19 protein-coding genes and 2 tRNA genes are annotated in these 17,645 nt (G+C 67.2%); 5 read left to right on the top strand and 16 right to left on the bottom strand.

Annotation, left to right across the window (positions count from 1 at the left end; genetic code table 11):
* Positions 1 to 96 precede the first annotated feature (96 nt).
* Positions 97 to 759 carry an aminodeoxychorismate/anthranilate synthase component II gene (locus L2Z93_RS00105; RefSeq protein WP_090586512.1) on the bottom strand — a complete coding sequence of 221 codons (663 nt, stop codon included), beginning with the start codon at positions 757 to 759 and terminating at the stop codon, positions 97 to 99.
* Positions 760 to 809: 50 nt separating this feature from the next.
* On the bottom strand, positions 810 to 1,562 hold the full coding sequence (locus L2Z93_RS00100; RefSeq protein ID WP_090586509.1) for a DUF881 domain-containing protein: 753 nt from the start codon (positions 1,560 to 1,562) through the stop codon (positions 810 to 812).
* A gap of 95 nt (positions 1,563 to 1,657) precedes the next feature.
* Between L2Z93_RS00100 and crgA the strand changes: the two genes are divergently transcribed.
* The 3 genes from crgA (at position 1,658) to L2Z93_RS00085 (ending at position 3,037) form a co-directional block, all read left to right on the top strand.
* Positions 1,658 to 1,939: a cell division protein CrgA gene (gene crgA / locus L2Z93_RS00095; protein ID WP_090586505.1), complete on the top strand. Its 282-nt coding sequence runs from the start codon at positions 1,658 to 1,660 to the stop codon at positions 1,937 to 1,939.
* A 161-nt stretch (positions 1,940 to 2,100) separates the two neighbouring features.
* Positions 2,101 to 2,544: a PH domain-containing protein gene (locus L2Z93_RS00090; protein ID WP_090586501.1), complete on the top strand. Its 444-nt coding sequence runs from the start codon at positions 2,101 to 2,103 to the stop codon at positions 2,542 to 2,544.
* Positions 2,545 to 2,656: 112 nt separating this feature from the next.
* The gene (locus L2Z93_RS00085; RefSeq protein WP_128111790.1) at positions 2,657 to 3,037 is read left to right on the top strand and encodes a hypothetical protein; all 381 of its coding nucleotides are present in this window, start codon (positions 2,657 to 2,659) and stop codon (positions 3,035 to 3,037) included.
* Between the two features lie 175 nt (positions 3,038 to 3,212).
* On the opposite strand, the gene L2Z93_RS00080 is transcribed toward L2Z93_RS00085, so the two are convergent.
* Positions 3,213 to 3,758: a peptidylprolyl isomerase gene (locus L2Z93_RS00080; protein ID WP_193438956.1), complete on the bottom strand. Its 546-nt coding sequence runs from the start codon at positions 3,756 to 3,758 to the stop codon at positions 3,213 to 3,215.
* A 163-nt stretch (positions 3,759 to 3,921) separates the two neighbouring features.
* On the opposite strand from L2Z93_RS00080, the gene cwsA reads away from it, so the two are divergent.
* Positions 3,922 to 4,341 (top strand): cell wall synthesis protein CwsA, encoded by a 420-nt coding sequence (cwsA, locus tag L2Z93_RS00075; RefSeq protein WP_090586490.1) that lies wholly within the window; start codon positions 3,922 to 3,924, stop codon positions 4,339 to 4,341.
* On the opposite strand, the gene L2Z93_RS00070 is transcribed toward cwsA, so the two are convergent.
* Genes L2Z93_RS00070 through L2Z93_RS19390 form a run of 3 tightly spaced genes read right to left on the bottom strand, consistent with a single transcriptional unit; the run spans position 4,338 to position 6,076 of the window.
* On the bottom strand, positions 4,338 to 4,679 hold the full coding sequence (locus L2Z93_RS00070; RefSeq protein ID WP_090586486.1) for a gamma-glutamylcyclotransferase family protein: 342 nt from the start codon (positions 4,677 to 4,679) through the stop codon (positions 4,338 to 4,340). The two genes, cwsA and L2Z93_RS00070, sit on opposite strands and share 4 nt — an antisense overlap.
* Positions 4,680 to 4,721: 42 nt before the next feature.
* Complete coding sequence (locus L2Z93_RS00065) at positions 4,722 to 5,555, bottom strand: alpha/beta fold hydrolase (RefSeq protein ID WP_090586484.1); 834 nt, start codon at positions 5,553 to 5,555, stop codon at positions 4,722 to 4,724.
* A gap of 41 nt (positions 5,556 to 5,596) precedes the next feature.
* Positions 5,597 to 6,076 carry a hypothetical protein gene (locus L2Z93_RS19390; protein WP_234786020.1) on the bottom strand — a complete coding sequence of 160 codons (480 nt, stop codon included), beginning with the start codon at positions 6,074 to 6,076 and terminating at the stop codon, positions 5,597 to 5,599.
* 222 nt (positions 6,077 to 6,298) lie between these two features.
* Here L2Z93_RS19390 and L2Z93_RS00055 point away from each other — a divergent pair, with 222 nt between their 5' ends.
* A complete protein-coding gene (locus tag L2Z93_RS00055; RefSeq protein ID WP_099541409.1) occupies positions 6,299 to 6,565 on the top strand; it encodes a hypothetical protein in 267 nt (88 codons plus the stop codon).
* A gap of 51 nt (positions 6,566 to 6,616) precedes the next feature.
* On the opposite strand, the gene L2Z93_RS00050 is transcribed toward L2Z93_RS00055, so the two are convergent.
* The 10 genes from L2Z93_RS00050 to dnaA all read right to left on the bottom strand — a co-directional run bounded on the left by L2Z93_RS00050 (position 6,617) and on the right by dnaA (position 17,645).
* Positions 6,617 to 6,689 (bottom strand) — tRNA-Ala (locus tag L2Z93_RS00050).
* Positions 6,680 to 6,823, bottom strand: coding sequence for a hypothetical protein (locus L2Z93_RS00045; protein WP_162561867.1), 144 nt, complete (start codon positions 6,821 to 6,823; stop codon positions 6,680 to 6,682). Before L2Z93_RS00045 ends, L2Z93_RS00050 begins: the two co-directional genes overlap by 10 nt.
* A gap of 44 nt (positions 6,824 to 6,867) precedes the next feature.
* Positions 6,868 to 6,941, bottom strand: a tRNA-Ile gene (locus L2Z93_RS00040).
* Positions 6,942 to 6,996: 55 nt separating this feature from the next.
* Positions 6,997 to 7,911 (bottom strand): DUF3566 domain-containing protein, encoded by a 915-nt coding sequence (locus tag L2Z93_RS00035; protein WP_090586478.1) that lies wholly within the window; start codon positions 7,909 to 7,911, stop codon positions 6,997 to 6,999.
* A gap of 28 nt (positions 7,912 to 7,939) precedes the next feature.
* Positions 7,940 to 10,438, bottom strand: a complete 2,499-nt coding sequence (gyrA, locus tag L2Z93_RS00030) for a DNA gyrase subunit A (protein WP_090586476.1) — start codon at positions 10,436 to 10,438, stop codon at positions 7,940 to 7,942.
* 35 nt (positions 10,439 to 10,473) lie between these two features.
* Positions 10,474 to 12,501 (bottom strand): DNA topoisomerase (ATP-hydrolyzing) subunit B, encoded by a 2,028-nt coding sequence (gene gyrB / locus L2Z93_RS00025; RefSeq protein WP_090586472.1) that lies wholly within the window; start codon positions 12,499 to 12,501, stop codon positions 10,474 to 10,476.
* 202 nt (positions 12,502 to 12,703) lie between these two features.
* A complete protein-coding gene (locus L2Z93_RS00020; RefSeq protein WP_090586469.1) occupies positions 12,704 to 13,264 on the bottom strand; it encodes a DUF721 family protein in 561 nt (186 codons plus the stop codon).
* Positions 13,261 to 14,412, bottom strand: a complete 1,152-nt coding sequence (recF, locus tag L2Z93_RS00015; RefSeq protein ID WP_090586465.1) for a DNA replication/repair protein RecF — start codon at positions 14,410 to 14,412, stop codon at positions 13,261 to 13,263. Before recF ends, L2Z93_RS00020 begins: the two co-directional genes overlap by 4 nt.
* 19 nt (positions 14,413 to 14,431) lie before the next feature.
* The gene (gene dnaN, locus L2Z93_RS00010) at positions 14,432 to 15,619 is read right to left on the bottom strand and encodes a DNA polymerase III subunit beta (RefSeq protein WP_090586463.1); all 1,188 of its coding nucleotides are present in this window, start codon (positions 15,617 to 15,619) and stop codon (positions 14,432 to 14,434) included.
* A 553-nt stretch (positions 15,620 to 16,172) separates the two neighbouring features.
* Entirely contained in the window at positions 16,173 to 17,645 is a 1,473-nt protein-coding gene (gene dnaA, locus L2Z93_RS00005; RefSeq protein WP_090586459.1) for a chromosomal replication initiator protein DnaA, read from the bottom strand.

Here is a 17,645-nt window from a genome sequence, read left to right as displayed (position 1 = left end):
GACTCAGCTCCGCAAGCTCCGCTGAGCCTTGCTAAATCGCGGTGCAGACACGCGATTCCAGCTGCGACTCAGCTCCGCAAGCTCCGCTGAGCCTTGCTAAATCGCGGAAACCGCGTCGGCGACCTCGGCCTCGAGCTGGCACACCAGCTGCTCGGCGGGCGGCTGCCCGCAATAGCCGAGCCAGTTGGCCAGCATCCGGTGGCCGCCCTGGGTGAGGATCGACTCGGGGTGGAATTGCACCCCGTGAATCGGCAGCTCGACATGCCGCACGGCCATCACCACCCCGCCCTCGGTGCGCCCGGTGACCTCCAACTCCGCCGGCATGGTCTCGGGCAGGATGGTCAGCGAGTGGTACCGGGTGGCGGTGAACGGATTGGGCAGCCCGGCCAGCACTCCCCGATCGGTGTGCAGCACCTCGCTGGTCTTGCCGTGCAGCAGCTCGGGGGCGCGATCCACGGTGCCGCCGAACGCGACGCCGATCGCCTGATGGCCCAGGCACACCCCGAGCAGCGGGGTGCCGGCCGCCGCGCAGGCGCGCACCAGCGGGATCGACGCGCCGGCCCGTTCCGGGGTGCCCGGTCCCGGGCTCAGCAGGATGCCGTCGAACTGGCCGGCGACCTCGTCGGCGCGGACGCCCTGGGGGCCGCCGAGCCGCTCGTCGTCGTTACGCCAGACCTCCGCGGTCACACCCAGCTGGCCCAGGTACTGCACCAGGTTGAACACGAAGCTGTCGTAGTTGTCGACGACCAGGATTTGCACGGGTCAAGGCTACCCGCGCAGGCCAGCGAGTTTCGCGCGGGCAGACGGGCTCAGTACGGGATGGGGCCGGTGGGCTTGGCGTACTGCACCCGGATCGGTTCGCTGTGCGCGACGACCTCCAGTTGCTCGCGAACCTCTTCGGAATAGCCGAGCCCGAACCGGACCACGTACTGGCGATACAGCGTCACCAAGGGCGCCTCGGCCAGCGCCGCCCGCATGGCGGCCGGGTCTCCGATCGCGGAGATGGTGTACGGCGGGCTATAGGTGCGGCCGTTGAGCAGCAGGGTGCTGCCCACGCAGCGCGGCGCCGAGGTGGCGATGATCCGCTGGTCCTGCATCTGCACGGCCTCCGCGCCGGCACTCCACAGCGCGTTGAGCACGGCGCTGATGTCCTGCTGGTGCACCACCAGGTCGTCCGGGGACGCGTCGCGGGGGAATCTGCCGTCGACGTCGCGCTGGGCGTCGGTCATCGTCACAACCAACCCGCGCCCGCGCATCGCGGTCTGACCGGCCTGCTCCCCCAGTTCGGCGATCCGGGTCTGCATCGCCGACAGCGCCGCGTCGGCCGAGCGGCCGTGGAAGCTGTCGACCTCGGTGGCCAGCGTGTCCCGTCGTTCGGTGAGCCGGTCCACCGATCCCTGCGCGTCGCGCACCAGGTCCACCAATCGGGGCGCGTCACTGCGGCGGATATCGGAGCCGCCAGCCAGGCCGTGGGTGGTCGAGAGCAGCAGCCCCGCCATGAGGGTGACCGCCGGGACCCCGAACCGCCAGATCTGGCGGCTTTGTCGGCGCGGCCGGGACATCGGACCTCCGGACGGGATTCTCGCTGGAGACTGCGCTGGGATAGTCTCGTAGGGATTTCATCCTCGCACCTGTTGCACCAGCTTCGAAGGTAGCCATGCCCAAGTCCAAAGTCCGCAAGAAGACAGACTTCACCGTCCGGCCGGTGAGCCGCACCCCGGTGAAGGTGAAGACGGGCCCCTCCAGCGTCTATTTCGTGGCGTTCTTCATCGGTCTGATGCTCTTCGGGTTGATCTGGCTGATGGTTTTCCAGTTGGGCGCCAGCGGCCTCAACGTCCCCACCTACCTGGAGTGGATGGCCGACCTCGGCCCGTGGAACTACGCGATCGCGTTCGCGTTCATGATCACCGGGTTGTTGCTGACCATGCGGTGGCGCTGATCGGCTATACGGTCGTGGCCGGCCCGCTGGGCGTTCGGCCCACGGTTGTCCCCAACCCGAGTCAGCACAAGTCCCTGACCTGCCCAATCACATACGTGTAGTTCATCCCCAATGTGGATAACGCCTGTGGATAACTTCCATTCACCGAGGTAAGAGGGGTTATGTCGCCCACCGAGCAGGCGTCCTGGGGCCCGCAGTCGGCGGGCGTGGTCGTCATCGGCGTAGCCGGGCTGGCACTGCTGTGCGGATCGGTGACCCTCGCCTCGGACCCACCCGGCCGGCTGCTCACCGGGATCGGGGGAGTGGGCCTGGTGGTGTTTGCTGTGCTGACCTGGCGGGCCCGCCCGAAGATCGCCGTCACCGACGATGGCCTGATGCTGCGGGGCTGGTTCGGAACCCAGCAGGTCAGCCGCGACGAACTGGAGCTGGTCCGGATCAGCGAGTTTCGGCGGTTCGGCCGCCGGCAACGGATGCTGGAGATCGAGACCACCGACGACCGGCTGCGCGTGTACACCCGCTGGGACCTGGGCGTCGATCCGATTCAGGTGCTCGACACGCTGACCGCCGCCGGGTTGGCCAAACCCCGCCGGCAGCGCGACAGCTAGCCGTCCACCGGGACCGGAGTTCCCGAGGCCGCCGCGGACCATATCGCGGGCGTGGAACTCGCGGCCTTGTTATTTTGCCGCGTTGGGGGACAGACAACAGGGAGGGGCGATCATGAGCGGGAAAGCAATGTGGGCGGGGGTACTCATCGCCGCGACTGGGCTGCTGCTGGCGGGGGCGCCGGCGGCCTACGCCGGCCCCGATCAGCAGAACAGCGACCAGCAGTGCCCGGCGGAGCAGCAAACCGCGGACGGTCAGTGCGCGCAGGACGACACCGCGAACAAGGTCATCGACCAGGTCCAGGACGGGGTGGACCAGGCCAAGGACGCCGCCGAGCAAGCGCAGAAACAGGCCCAGCAACAGCAGGACAACCGGCCGATCCCGGAGGTCGGGTACCTGTACAACCTCTACGGCGGCGGGACGGTGTGCCTGCACACCTATGACGTGACCGTGCCGCCCGGCGCGACCCCGGTCACTCCGGTCACGACCTGCTGAGGTCCCGCCCGTAGCAGCGCCTAACCGAGCGGTGAAGGCGTCCGGGCGCTGCGACCGCTCGGTTACGTACGCGGGGCGTTGTGCCTAGCCATGCGTTCGACCTCACCAAATGCGGCGACCGCTCGGTTAAGTACGCAGGTGGCTGTACCTAACCGAGCGGTCGCGGCAGAACGGGTCAGCTGATGGTGATCGACTCGATCACGACGGGCTCCGTCGGACGGTCGGAACGGTCCACGGCCGTGCCCGCGATAGCGTCGACGACCTGCTGCGAGGCCGGGTCGACGACCTCGCCGAAGATGGTGTGCTTGCGGTTCAGGTGCGGGGTCGGGCCCACCGTGATGAAGAACTGCGATCCATTGGTGCCCGGCCCGGCGTTGGCCATCGCCAGCAGGTAGGGCTTGTCGAACACCAGCTCCGGGTGGAACTCGTCGGCGAACCGGTAGCCCGGGCCCCCGCGGCCGGTGCCGGTCGGGTCGCCGCCCTGGATCATGAAGCCGTCGATCACCCGGTGGAACACGGTGCCGTCGTAGAACGGACCCGAGCTGCCACCCGAGGCGTTCTCGGTGGTGTACTCCTTGGTGCCCTGGGCCAGGCCGACGAAGTTGCCGACGGTCTTGGGGGCGTGGTTGCCGAACAGCGCGATCTTGATGTCGCCGCGGTTCGTGTGCAGCGTTGCAGTGGCGGTCTGAATGGGGCTAGTCACAGTCACACAGTCTGCCACCCGCGGGCGTGGCGGTGGCGGCCAGGTCCAGGCGACGGCGCGCTTGACGGTCGGCCTCGTCCTCGCTCGTCGAACCGCCCGGGCGTGGCGTTCCGGCCCCAACTGACCTCCCCGGATGGCAGGGTGGATGTCATTTCCATGGACTCCCAGAAAGGGACGGGCAATGACGACCACCGAAGAGCGGTTGACGCCGGGTAAGCGACTCACCCAGGGCCTGGCGCACACCGCCACCGGGCCGCTGGACGTCGGCAGGGGAATCGTCGGCCTCGGCGTGGCGACCGCTCGCGCCGCCGCGTCCAACGCCCAGGTCCGCTACGAGCGGGCCCAGGTCCGTCGTCAGCTCGAATCCGCCCAGCAGACCATCGCCGACGAGTTCTCCGCCGCTCAGGAGGTGGTCGCCGGCATCCCGCAGGCGCTCGCCGACGCCCGAAAGTCCGGGCGCGCCCGCAAGATTGGGCTGATCACCGGGATCGGACTGGCCACGGCCGTCGGGGGAGCGGTGGCGTTCTCCATCATCCGGCGCTCCATGCAGCCCGAGCCGTCCCCGTTGCCGCCGAGCGTCGAGGTCGACGCTCCGCTCTAAACCGCGTCGGCGGCCGCCACATAGGCCCAAGCTTGACGCCCTGAGCCCAGCGTCACCGGGATGCGCGCGTAGTCGTCGACCTCGTAGTCATCGGCAGCGGCGAGTTCTTCGTCGTTGAGCCGCAAGCAGGCGCCGGCGACGACGTCTTCCGGCGTGCCGCGCCGCAGGATCGGATGCCGATCCGAACCGCTGGCCGCGATCACCGCCGGATCGGTGATGAGCACTTCGGCGAGTTCGAAGCCGGGCAGGCTGTCGTCTTCGCACGGAACCGGGCGGCCGAAAAGCGCCTGCTGGACGTTGGGGTCACGCAGGGTTCCGTAGCTGAACAACAGATGCACGCGCTCACCCTACGGCCGCTCCACGGATTTCGTCGGGCGGGTTCAGGAGGGGTGCGCGGCGAACCACTCCAGCAGCATGTCGGCGATGGTGTCGGGGACCTGATCAACCATCCAGTGCGTCACCCCGTGCAGGATCTCGTAGCGGTAGTCGGCGTCGACGAAGCGGGCGGTGTCGCGGCCGCCGCGTTCCATCAGCGCCTTGTCTTTGTTGCTCCAGATGTACATGGTCGGCACCGTGATCCTGGTCCGCGCCTGCCGGAAGTCCGAAAACGGCAGTGCGCGATACCAATTCAGCGCCGCGGTCAACGCGCCGGTCTGGGCCATCGTGGCCATGTCACGTTCCGCGAACTCCGGAAGCTGGCCTCCGTACTCGGCGAGAAACTTCTGACCGGCGCGGCCACGCAGGAACCGCTCCGGCAATTTGGGCAGCTGAAACGCGAGCATGTACCAGGAGGCCAGGCCCTGCTTGCTGGTGACCATCGCCTTCAGGAAGGCGGCATTGTGCGGCACCGAAAGCGCGGTCAGGCTGGCCAGTCGGCCGGGCGCGCGGCCGGCCACCGCCCAGGCGACCGCGGCGCCCCAGTCGTGTCCCACCAGGTGCGCCTTGGGCGCGCCGATGGTGTCGATCAACCCGATGACGTCGTCGGCCAACTGATCAGCGGTGTAGTCGCGCCGCCGGAGTGGCCGGGCGCCGGGGGAGTAGCCGCGCTGGTTCGGCGCCAGACACCGATAGCCTTGTGCCACAAGGCGATCCATGATCGGGTTCCAGCTGGTGTTGAATTGCGGGAAGCCGTGCAAGAGGATCACCGGCGGCCCGTCGTCCGGTCCGCGGTCGAGGACGTCGAAAACCAGGTCTCCGCGACGGTACTGCTCCATGAATGATCCTGCCTAACCGTCGGGTCGACCTGAGTGTGCGACTATTCGCCCGGCTCGAAGGTGGTCTGGCCCGGCTCCGGCGGAGCGTCCGCGTCCTGGTCGCCGTCCTCGCCCGCGCCATGGTTCGGGTTGGTGCACACCGTGCCCTCGCACGGCACGGTCTCGCCGCTGCCGTCGGGGCTCTCCATGTCGGCGCCGCCGTTCTCCTCGGGATCGGAGCCCGCGCCATGGTTCGGGTTGGTGCACACGGTGCCCTCACACGGCACCTCGGACCCGTCGCCATTCGGGTTCGGCATCATCGGGACCGTCGTGGTGTCCTGCGGAGCGGGGGCGGGCGCCGGGGCCTGCGACGTGGTGGTCGCGGCCGGAGCGGTATTCGCGGCGGAGCTGGTGGTGGTGGTGGTCGTCGTGCTGCTCTCGGCGGGCTCTTCACTGCCCCCGCCGCAGGCGCTCATCCCAAGTCCCAGGACGCCCACCGCTGCCAGCACACCGACGTTTCGCGCAATCCGGATTGAAGTCATAGTGCGGCCCAGGCTAGCCCCGTGCGGCTATTCGTCAACCGTCGTTGGCCGAATCGTCGATGGTGGCGATTGAATCACAGCGATGTAACTTATCCACACTGTGCACAAGTCCTGTGGATAACTTCGGGTGTGCACGCGACCAAGACCCGCGGGATCCCGCACCGCGGCCCATGCCCGCCCACTAGCCTCAGAGCCGTCAGCGCTCTGCCCCGGCGCCGTGGTGTGACCATCGACCCGGCCCACGGGTGCGGGTTTCCGGGTCACAACTTGAATCCGAGCGCGCCGTCCACCGAGTACACGTCGTGGACCAACCTGTCGGATCTGAACCGCAGCCGGCTGCTGGTGCGCGGCTACACCTCGTTCAACTACACGTCCTTCGACCTAAAGGCCCTGTCGGACAAGAACGAGCTCCTCGTCGCCATGCTGTCGGACCTGCCGTCGATGGGCGGCGACGGCGCCGCCGCCATGGCGCCTCTGAAGGCCGGCTGACCCTTCGACGCGACGAAACCCCAGGCCGCCGGGCCTGGGGTTTCGTGTTTGTGGAGCCTAGGAGATTCGAACTCCTGACATCTGCCTTGCAAAGGCAGCGCTCTACCAACTGAGCTAAGGCCCCTCGACCCGCCGCGGGGCGGGGGATTCGGTGTGTTCGCCGACGGTGTGCCAGACCTCGCCGCGGAATCGGGACCAGGCGATTGCGGCCGCGGCAGCCACCGTGACGACGATGAATACCCGTTGCAGCAGCTTCACGGGGAGCCTTTCTGCGTGAGTGGCAGTCCGCCGGCGTGAACCGGTGGGCCTAGGAGGACTCGAACCTCCGACCTCTTCGTTATCAGCGAAGCGCTCTAACCGCCTGAGCTATAGGCCCGTGTGACCAACCGAGCAGCGAGATTACCGCACCGGGTGGCCGGTCTCCAAAACGGCTAATCCCGATCCGCCAAGGTGACCTCGATACCACCGACGATGTCGGTGCTGAGGTTGTAGATGAACGCGCCGATGGTGGCCATCGCCGTCATCAGAACAATGTTGACCAGGCCGATCAGCAGCGCGGTGCTGAAGATGCTGCCGGCGGACACCAATTCGCCCGCCCCGCCCGCGCTGCTGAGCAGATCGCCGACGTTGCTGTTGAGTTTCGTCCACACTCCCATCGCGCCGAGCACCAGGTACAGGATCGCGACCGCGATCATCCACACGAAGAAGATCGCCACCGACAGCAGCAGCGACACCTTCAGCGTGCTCCACGGGTCGATCCGGCGGATCTGCATGCTCGCCCGCACCGGCCCCGCGGTCCGCGACCGCGTTCCGACCTGGACCCGGGCGCCCGAGCGGCCGGCCGGAGCCTCCGACGGACCGCTGTTGGGCCCGGAATCCGTGGCCGGCTTGCGTTCCGGGGTCGACGGCCGCACCGCCGGACGGGGACCGGACAGATCGGGCAGCTCGCTGGCGTACTCCTTGGCCCGACCCGCGTCGGCCTCGGCCGGCGCGCTCACCCCGCCCGCCGGGCTGGCCGCGGCCACCGCCGGCGTCGGACCCGACGGGGCGCTCACCGGCGCGGGCATCGGATCCCGGGGCGCGGGGGAGGACCCGGCCGCGTGCGCGGCTGTCGTGGGTCCGGAACCCGCCGCGCTCTGGGCCGGGATGCGGGCGGTGGGCCGCGGATCGGGCTTCGGGGCCGCCGGCTTCCGGGCGGCGCGCTGCCACGGTGGCGTTTCCCCGGTCTCGGTCAGCCGCGGGGTCGGGCGGGGGTCCCCCGACCGTTCCGCGGCCGAGGACTCACCCGCCGTTGCGCCGTTGGATCCCGAACCCGACTCCTCGGTGGGGTCATTCGGTGCCGTCACACTGCTCCCTTACCGCTCTGGCGCGCCGCTAGGCGTTCGCGCCGTCGACCTCGTCGTCCACTTCGTCGGCATTGCGCGCGATGGCAATCAGTGTGTCGCCCGCGCCCAGGTTCATCAAGCGAACGCCCTTGGTCTGTCGACCGGCCTTGCGAACCTGACGCGCCGCGGTGCGGATCACCCCACCACCGGAGGTGATGGCGTACAGCTCACTGTCGTCATCGACGATCAACGCTCCGACCAGACTGCCACGACGCTTGTCGTACTGAATGGTGAGGATGCCTTTGCCGCCGCGACCCTGCACGGTGTACTCGTCGATCGAGGTGCGCTTGGCGTATCCGCCGGCCGTCGCGACCAGCAGGTAGGTGCCTTCGCGGACCACATTCAGCGACAGCAGCCAGTCCTCTTCGTTGAACCGCATGCCCTGCACACCGGAGGTGGCCCGGCCCATCGGCCGCAATGCCTCGTCGGTGGCCGAGAACCGAATCGACTGGCCCTTGCCGGACACCAGCAGCAGGTCCTCGTCGGCCGAGCAGAGCACCGCGCCGACCAGTTCGTCCTCGCCGCGCAGGTTGATCGCGACGATGCCGCCGGAGCGGTTGGAGTCGAAGTCGGTCAGTCGGGACTTCTTGACCAGGCCGTTGCGGGTCGCGAGCACCAGGTACGGCGCGTCCTCGTAGCTCTTGATCTGGATGACCTGGGCGATGCGCTCCTCCGGCTGGAACGCCAGCAGGTTGGCGACGTGCTGGCCGCGCGCGGTGCGCGAGGCCTCCGGCAGGTCGTAGGCCTTGGCCCGGTACACCCGGCCCTGCGTGGTGAAGAACAGGATCCAGTCGTGGGTGGAGCAGACGAAGAAGTGCGCGACGATGTCGTCCTGCTTGAGCCCGGCGCCCTGAACGCCCTTGCCGCCGCGCTTCTGGCTGCGGTACAGGTCGGTCTTGGTGCGCTTGGCGTACCCGGTCTCGGTGATGGTGACGACGACGTCTTCGCGGGCGATGAGGTCCTCGTCGGTCACCTCGCCCTCGGCGGCGATGATCCGGGTGAGCCGGTCGTCGCCGTACTTGTCGACGAGCTCGGTCAGTTCGTCGCGGACGATGGAGCGCTGCCGCTCCGGCTTGGCCAGGATGTCCTCGAGGTCGGCGATCTCGGCTTCGATCTTGGCCAGGTCGTCGACGATCCGCTGCCGCTCCAACGCCGCCAGGCGCCGCAGCTGCATGTCCAGGATCGCCTGCGCCTGGATCTCGTCGACGTCGAGCAGCTCCATCAGGCCGGTGCGGGCGACGTCCGCGCTGGCCGAGGCCCGGATCAACGCGATGACCTCGTCGAGCGCGTCGAGCGCCTTGACCAGGCCGCGCAGGATGTGGGCCCGTTCGTTGGCCTTTCGCAACCGGTAGGTGGTGCGCCGGACGATGACGTCCAGCTGGTGGTTGACGTAGTGCCGGATCAGCTGGTCCAGCCGCAGGGTGCGCGGCACCCCGTCGACGATGGACAGCATGTTGGCGCCGAAGCTGGTCTGCAGCTGGGTGTGCTTGTAGAGGTTGTTCAGCACCACCTTGGCCACGGCGTCGCGCTTGAGCTCGATGACGATCCGCAGGCCGACCCGGTCGCTGGACTGGTCCTCGATGTTGGAGATGCCGGCGAGCTTGCCGTCGCGCACCTGGTCGGCGATCGAAGTGATGAAGTTGTCGTGGTTGACCTGGTACGGCAACTCGGTGATGACCAGCGAATTGCGGCCGCGACTGTCTTCTTCGATCTCGACCACGCCGCGCATCCGGATGGACCCGCGACCGGTCTTGTAGGCGTCGGCGATGCCCGAGGATCCGACGATCAGGCCGCGGGTGGGGAAGTCGGGTCCCTTGACCCGCTCCATCACCGCCGCCAGCGTGCTCTCCTCATCGGCTTCGTGGTGCTCCAGGCACCAGTAGACCGCCTCGGCCAGCTCCCGCAGGTTGTGCGGCGGGATGTTGGTGGCCATACCGACCGCGATGCCGCCGGAACCGTTGGCGAGCAGGTTCGGGAACCGGCTCGGCAGCACCGTCGGCTCCAGCACCCGACCGTCGTAGTTCGGGATGAAATCGACTGTCTCCTCGTCGATTTCACGCAGCATCTCCATCGCCAGCGGCGTCAGGCGAGCCTCGGTGTAGCGCATGGCGGCTGGCGGGTCGTTGCCCGGCGAGCCGAAGTTGCCCTGGCCGTCGACCAACGGGTAGCGAAGCGACCACGGCTGGGCCATCCGGACCAGGGTGTCGTAGATCGACGAGTCGCCGTGCGGGTGGTAGTTGCCCATGGTCTCGGCGACCGAGCGGGCCGACTTGGCGTGGCCGCGGTCGGGACGGAACCCCGAGTCGTACATGGCGTACAGCACGCGGCGGTGCACGGGCTTGAGGCCGTCTCGAACCTCCGGCAACGCACGGCCGACGATCACGCTCATCGCGTAGTCGATGTAGCTGTTCTGCATCTCCTGCTGAATGTCAACAGGTTCGATGCGGTCGGCGGGCCCATCGCCGGGCGGCAACGTGGTGTCTGTCATCTGATCCTCAGTGGCTTCTGCTAGTGGCCTGGTGGCTAAACGTCAAGGAAGCGAACGTCTTTGGCGTTTCGGGTGATGAAGCTGCGACGCGCCTCGACGTCCTCGCCCATCAGGATGGAGAACAGCTCGTCGGCGGAGGCGGCGTCATCGAGGGTGATCTGACGCAACACCCGGACGGTCGGATCCATCGTGGTCTCCCACAGTTCCTTGGCGTCCATCTCGCCGAGGCCCTTGTAACGCTGAATGCCGTCGTCCTTGTTGATCTTCCGGCCGGCCTCCAGGCCGGCCTTCAACAGACCGTCGCGTTCGCGGTCGGAGTAGGCGAATTCCGGTTCGCTGCGTTGCCATTTCAGCTTGTACAGCGGCGGCTGCGCCAGGAAGACGTGTCCGTTCTCGATCAGCGGCCGCATGAACCGGAACAGCAGGGTCAGCAGCAGGGTGGAGATGTGCTGGCCGTCGACGTCGGCGTCGGCCATCAGCACGATCTTGTGGTAGCGCAGCTTCGCGATGTCGAATTCGTCGTGGATGCCGGTGCCGAGCGCGGTGATGATGGCCTGAACTTCGGTGTTCTTCAAAACCCTGTCGATACGCGCCTTTTCGACGTTGATGATCTTTCCGCGCAGCGGCAGGATCGCCTGGAACATCGAGTCGCGGCCGCTCTTGGCCGAGCCGCCGGCCGAATCGCCCTCCACCACATAGAGTTCGGACTTGCTCGGGTCGGTGGATCGGCAGTCGGCGAGCTTGCCAGGCAGACCGCCGATGTCGGTGGCGCTCTTGCGCCGCACCAGCTCGCGGGCCTTGCGCGCGGCAAGGCGTGCCTGCGCGGATGAGACCGCTTTGTTCACAACAGTTTTCGCTTCGGCCGGATTCGCCTCGAACCAGTGCGTCAACTGCTCGTTGCACACCTTCTGGACGAAGGATTTGACCTCGGTGTTGCCGAGCTTGGTCTTGGTCTGGCCTTCGAACTGCGGGTCGCTGACCTTGACCGAGATGACAGCCGCCAGTCCTTCGCGGATGTCATCGCCGGTGAGGTTCGGGTCCTTGTCCTTGAGCAGCTTCTTGTCTTTGGCGTATTTGTTGACGATGGAGGTCAGCGCCGCGCGGAAGCCCTCCTCGTGGGTGCCGCCCTCATGGGTGTTGATGGTGTTGGCGAAGGTGTGCACCGATTCGGAGTAGCCGGAGTTCCACTGCATGGCGATCTCGACCTCGTGGCCGGTGCCCTTGCCCGCGAAGTCGATGATGCTCTGCTGGATCGGGGTCTTGGTCCGGTTGATGTGCTTGACGAAATCGACCAGGCCATCGGGATAGTGGAAGGTGCGGTGCTTGACGCGCTGCGGCGCGGCTTTCTCGGCTTCCTGTTCCTCGGCGGTCTTCGGGGCCTCGGCGGTGTCGCTGACAATCTCGTCGACGACTTCGGCCGGGGTGACCCGCTCGTCGGTGAGGTCGATGGTCAGGCCCTTGTTCAGGAACGCCATCTCCTGGAGTCGGCGGGCGATGGTCTCGAAGTCGTAGGTGGTGGTCTCGAAGATGTTCGGGTCGGCCCAGAACCGGATGGTGGTTCCGGTGCCCCGGGTCTTGCCGCCCTGCCGAAGGGTGCCGGGCACCGACCGGTCATAGGTCTGGAACCACTCGTAGCCGTCCTTGCGGATGTCGGCTTCAAGCCGGGTGGACAGCGCGTTGACGACGGAGACGCCGACGCCGTGCAGGCCGCCGGACACCTGGTAGGCGCCTTCTTCGAACTTGCCGCCGGCGTGTAGCACCGTCATCACGACGTCGACGGTGGGGATACCGGTCGAGTGCATGGCCACCGGGATGCCTCGGCCGTCGTCGGTGACCTGGATGCCGCCGTCTTCGAGGATTCGGACGTCGACCTTGGTGGCGAATCCGGCCATCGCCTCATCGACGGCGTTGTCCACAACTTCCCAGACCAGGTGATGCAGGCCGCGTTCACCGGTGGAGCCGATGTACATGCCCGGCCGCTTGCGAACGGCTTCCAGACCTTCGAGGACCTTGATGGAATCTGCGCCGTATTCTTTGGGTCCGGACTTTTTTTGGGCAGCCACGTTCGGACGCTCTCCTCGGAGTTCGCGGGGCCTGCCGGCCGACGGCCTTGGCAGGTAGTTCCTTCGCATCCTACCGCGCAGACCCGACAGCACCGATTCTCAGGGGGTGTTTTGAGCGTCCTATTTGCGCCGTGGGCGGAATATCTCCGATCTAGGCGCGTCCTGACGCCAGAAACGCGGGCTTTCGGCGTTGGCGGGCGATCTAGCCGTAGGTGTCCCGGGGCCCGCGGCCACCCGGCATGCTGCGGGGTCCCTTTCGCCAGGACGGGGCCGTCGGTCCGGTGATGCGGACGCTGGTGACCACTCCGTCGCCGACCGCGGTCGCGATTTTCGCCAGGATCTGACTCTGAACCATTCGCAGCTGAGTCGCCCAGGCCGTCGATTCAGCAGATATATGGAGAACGCCGTCACGCAGCGCGACCGGGCTGGCGTGTTCGGCGATCTGTTCACCGACGACGGTGGCCCACTGGCCGAAGACCGAGCCCTCGGCGACCCGCGGCGTCCAACCGCGCGATCGCGCCACATTATTGGCCACCGACCCCAGGGTCTGCGGGTCACGGCCGTCGGGACCGGGCCCTGACCAGCGCCGACGGCGACTCGCCGCGCCGGATTTTCGGGGTTCGGCGGGGGAGGAGCGGCCCCGCCCGACCTCTTTGCCCTGTGTTCGCGCCGCGCCACGGGCCTCTTCCAAGGCTCGCCTGACCAGATCCATGCCGGCCGGTTCCGCCGACGGATCGGTTTCCGGTGGCTGGGGATCTGTCATGTGATCATCACCGAAGCCCTCCCCTCATCGGTGTCGCGGAGCTCGACACACACACGCCTGGCCTCCCAATTATCCGGGATGTCATCGCCGACGGCGGCGGTCACCAACACCTGTTCGGCGTCTGCGACCGCGTCGGCCAGCGCGCGACGTCGGGCGGTGTCCAGCTCGGCGAACACATCGTCGAGCAGCAGCACGGGTTCGCTGCCGTCCTCGCACAACACCCTGTAGGCGGCAAGTTTGAGCGACAGCGCCATCGACCAGGATTCACCGTGACTGGCGAAACCCTTCGCCGGCTGGTCACCGAGCCGAAGTTCCAGATCATCGCGGTGCGGGCCGACGAGGCAGAGACCCCGCTCGAGTTCCGCCGCCCGGCGACGGTCGAGTTCCTCATGCAGGGCGCCCTTGATCTCGGGGACCGCCACGGCCGAACCTTCGGTGATGGCGGCCACCGCACTGCGATATCCGATCGCCGCCGGACGAGACGCGGGCGCCAATGCGTGATAGGCGCCGACGACTTCCGGGGCGAGGATCTCGATCAACTCCAAGCGGGCCGCCACCAGTTCGGCGCCGTGCTGGGCCAACTGGTCGTCCCACACCTCAAGGGTGGAAATGACACTCGGATCCTGTCGCCAGCGCCCGCCGGTCGCGGATTTCAGCAACGCGGTGCGTTGTTTGAGGACTTTGTCGTAATCGGCGCGCACCCCGGCGATCCGAGGCCTGCGCTGGGTGGCGAGATCGTCGAGGTAGCGGCGCCGCTCGCCGGGTTCGCCTCGGACCAGCGCCAGATCCTCGGGAGCGAACATCACCGCGCGCAGCGCGCCGATCACTTCGCGCGCGCTGCGGACCGGGGAGCGGTTCAAACGCGCCTTATTGGCCCGGCCGGTCACCACCTCGAGGTCGACGGCGAGTTCGCGGCCCTCGTTGACCACGATCACCGAGATGATTCCGCGGGCGGCGCCCGATCGGATCAGCGGTGCGTCGGTGGCCACGCGATGAGAACTCAGTGACGCGCAATACCACAGTGCCTCAACGAGATTCGTCTTGCCGAAGCCATTGGATCCGACGAAGACCGTGCGGCCGGGGGACAGTTCCAGATCGGCCGAAGGCCAGGATCTGAAGTCGGTCAGGGTGAGATGACGGACGTACACCGTCGCCGTCCGCGCCGGGTCAGCCCGGGAGCCGGACCGGCATCAGCAGGTAGACGTATTCGGTGTCCACCGCGGGGAACGGTCCCGAACCCGTCGGCGCGGAATCCTGCGGGGCCGGCCGCAGGACCGCCGGCTTGTTCGAGGTGGTGAAGCCGAACGACACCTTCGAGGAGTGCAGCGCGCCGAGGCCGTCGGTGAGATACGCCGGGTTGAAGGCGATGGTGAGTGGCTCGCCGGCGAACTCGACCGCCAGTTCTTCCTCGGCCCGTCCGGTGTCCTCGGTCCCGGCGGACAGCCGAAGCGAATCATCGCCGAATTCCATCCGGACCTGGGCGCCGCGATCGGCGACCAGCGCGACGCGCTTGATGGCTTCGGTCAGCTCTGCGACGTCGATGGTGGCCACGGCGGTGTGCTCGGCCGGCAGCAGCTGGCGGAACTTCGGGAACTCGGCGTCCAGCAGACGGGTGGTGCTGCGCTTGCCTTCACTGCGAATGCCCAGCAGACCTTCCTTGCCGACCGTCGGCCCGGCCCCGAGGGCCAGGTGGACGTCGGTTCCGGCGGTGCCGGCCTTGGCGGCTTCGGCCAGTGTCTTCGCGGGGGCCAAAACGGCGGCCTCCACACCGGCCGAACTCGTCGACCAGGTCAGCTCGCGGACAGCCAGCCGGAACCGGTCGGTTGCGGCCATCACGATTTTGTCGCCGGAGATCTCCACCCGGATGCCGGTGAGCATCGGCAGGGTGTCGTCCTTGCCGGCCGCCACCGCGACCTGGCTGATCGCCTCGGAGAACACATCAGTGGGCAGCACGCCGGTTTCTTCCGGCAGCGTCGGCAACGTGGGGTAGTCCTCGACGGCCATGGTGGGCAGCGAGAACTTGGCGCTTCCGCAGGTCAAGAGCACCCGGGTGCCCTCAACGCTGACATCGACCGGCTTGGCCGGAAGCGCCCGGGTGATATCGGAGAGCAGTCGACCGGAAACCAAAACCGCACCCGGAGAAGCGATTTCGGCGGCCACCTGGACCTGCGCGGAAACCTCGTAGTCGAATCCCGAGATGGACAGGCCGTCGTCACTGCTGGCCAGCAGCACACCGGCGAGGACCGGAGCGGTCGGCCGGGACGGAAGGTTGCGGGCCACCCAGGCCACCGCGTCGGCGAAGTCCTCACGAACGACACGGAATCGGAGATCGGACAGACCGACAGACGACGTCACGACGTAACCACCATGTTGTGGGGCGTCCCTTTCCTCAAGATTGTCCGCCTCAAGCTTCCCCGGCGACCGAAGAACAACCGTAGAGCCTTCCGGCTCAACTTGAAAGCGTATCGGTGCAGTCGGATCGGTGTGCGCAGCGGCGCCCGCGCCGAGGCCTGTGCGGCGTTGTTCCCCAGCCGCTGTCTTCTAAGAAGAATCTAGATAGATATTCAAGTAACAGTATTAGGGGTTGTGCAATCTGGGGATAACCCGGTGTTCACCCTGGTCCGCGTCGGTTTCGGGGTGGGGATCGGGTTGGGATGACTTCGCCGGCCCGCCGGCTGGGGTGTGGATGGTCGGAGGTTGTGGGATCTGTTCACATCTGCGGTCCCAATCGGCAACGGGTGTTGTCCCCAGGCGATCCCCAGCCCGGGACTGGTGTGGTTGTGACGGGAGAGACTCAAGTTTCTTCGCATGGATCGGGCGCCCCAGGGAACGCTCGGTGTGTCGCAGGGTGTGTCGGCCTACGCGAGGTCGTCACGACGCGTGGCGGCGGTGTCACAGCGGCGGTGAATCAGTGCCGGGAGCGCTGCCGGATCCGGGTGGTGAGCTCCTTGACGTGATCGAAAACCTCACGCCGGTAGGCCATCTCCTTGAGGATCTTGCGCTGCGCGTACATCACTGTGGTGTGATCTCGGCCGAACGCCTGGCCGATCTTGGGCAGTGACAGATCGGTCAGTTCGCGGCACAGATACATGGCGATCTGGCGAGACTGCGCGAGTTGACGGGTCTTGCCCGGCCCGCGCAACTCCTCGACCGTGGTGTCGAAATATTCCGCGGTCGCGGCCATCACGGTGGCCACGCTGATCTGGATGGTGCCGGCGTCGGCGATCAGGTCGCGCAGCACGATCTCGGCCAGCGCGGTGTCGATCGGGGTGCGGTTCAGCGACGCGAACGCGGTCACCCGGATCAGAGCGCCCTCGAGCTCCCGGATATTGCGCTCGATGCTGCTGGCGATCAGCTCGAGCACATTGTCCGGCACGGCAAGCCGCTCAACCTGTGCCTTCTTCCGGAGAATCGCGATTCGGGTCTCCAGGTCCGGCGGCTGCACATCGGTGATCAAGCCCCACTCGAATCGGGTGCGGAGCCGGTCCTCGAGGGTCGCCAACTGTTTGGGCGGACGGTCAGAAGAGATGACGATCTGCTTGTTGGCGTTGTGCAGGGTGTTGAAGGTGTGGAAGAACTCCTCCTGGATGCCTTCTTTGCCTTCGATGAACTGGATGTCGTCGACCAACAGGATGTCGATGTCGCGGTAACTGCGCTTGAACGACGCCTTGCGGTCGTCGCGCAGCGAGTTGATGAAGTCGTTGGTGAATTCCTCGGTGCTGACGTACTTCACCCGCATGCCCGGGAACAGCCGCTGGGCGTAGTTGCCGGCCGCGTGCAACAGGTGCGTCTTACCCAATCCGGACTCACCCCAGATGAACAGCGGGTTGTAGGCGCGGGCCGGCGACTCGGAGATCGCCAGCGCCGCAGCGTGGGCGAAGCGATTCGACGCGCCGATGACGAAGGTGTCGAAGGTGTACCGGCGGTTGAGGCTGACTTCGCCGGATCCGTCCCGGCCGGGATCTGGGGAGAAGTGGTTCGGCCAGTTGTCGTGGGCGAGGTCGACGTCGTGATCGGAGGGTTCGTCGTCCGCCACCGGGGCGACGGCCTCGGGCCGTGGCGCCGGCGCCGGCGGGAAGTTCTGTGCGCCGTTCTCATCCGGCGGCGCGATTCGGACGCCGAGTTCCACGCGCTGTCCGAGTCGCCGGCTCAGGGCGTCGATGATGGGCGCGCGCAGATGACGCTCGATCTCCTGCTGCACAAATCCGCTGGGCACCGACAGCAGCGCGAAACCTTCGACGATCGTCAACGGGTGGACCAGCTTGAGCCACGCGCGCTGCTGCTTGGAGAGGGCGGGAGCGGAGCCGTCGCCGTCACTGTTCAGTTCGATGACGACGTCATTCCACAGGCTGGCGAAAGAGGTCGCGGCGTCGTCAGCCAT

The organism is Mycolicibacterium brumae (genome assembly GCF_025215495.1).
Taxonomy (GTDB): domain Bacteria; phylum Actinomycetota; class Actinomycetes; order Mycobacteriales; family Mycobacteriaceae; genus Mycobacterium; species Mycobacterium brumae.
Note: the sequence above shows the minus strand (reverse complement) of the source record. Positions and strands in the feature narration are given on the sequence as shown.

Coding starts and splice junctions, on each gene's coding strand:
- L2Z93_RS00090 (WP_090586501.1), top strand. CDS start 2,101: ATGTCGCCCACCGAGCAGGCGTCCTGGGGCCCGCAGTCGGCGGGCGTG.
- L2Z93_RS19390 (WP_234786020.1), bottom strand. CDS start 6,076: ATGACTTCAATCCGGATTGCGCGAAACGTCGGTGTGCTGGCAGCGGTG.
- crgA (WP_090586505.1), top strand. CDS start 1,658: ATGCCCAAGTCCAAAGTCCGCAAGAAGACAGACTTCACCGTCCGGCCG.
- L2Z93_RS00065 (WP_090586484.1), bottom strand. CDS start 5,555: ATGGAGCAGTACCGTCGCGGAGACCTGGTTTTCGACGTCCTCGACCGC.
- gyrA (WP_090586476.1), bottom strand. CDS start 10,438: ATGACAGACACCACGTTGCCGCCCGGCGATGGGCCCGCCGACCGCATC.
- dnaA (WP_090586459.1), bottom strand. CDS start 17,645: ATGGCTGACGACGCCGCGACCTCTTTCGCCAGCCTGTGGAATGACGTC.
- L2Z93_RS00100 (WP_090586509.1), bottom strand. CDS start 1,562: ATGTCCCGGCCGCGCCGACAAAGCCGCCAGATCTGGCGGTTCGGGGTC.
- L2Z93_RS00020 (WP_090586469.1), bottom strand. CDS start 13,264: ATGACAGATCCCCAGCCACCGGAAACCGATCCGTCGGCGGAACCGGCC.
- L2Z93_RS00085 (WP_128111790.1), top strand. CDS start 2,657: ATGAGCGGGAAAGCAATGTGGGCGGGGGTACTCATCGCCGCGACTGGG.
- cwsA (WP_090586490.1), top strand. CDS start 3,922: ATGACGACCACCGAAGAGCGGTTGACGCCGGGTAAGCGACTCACCCAG.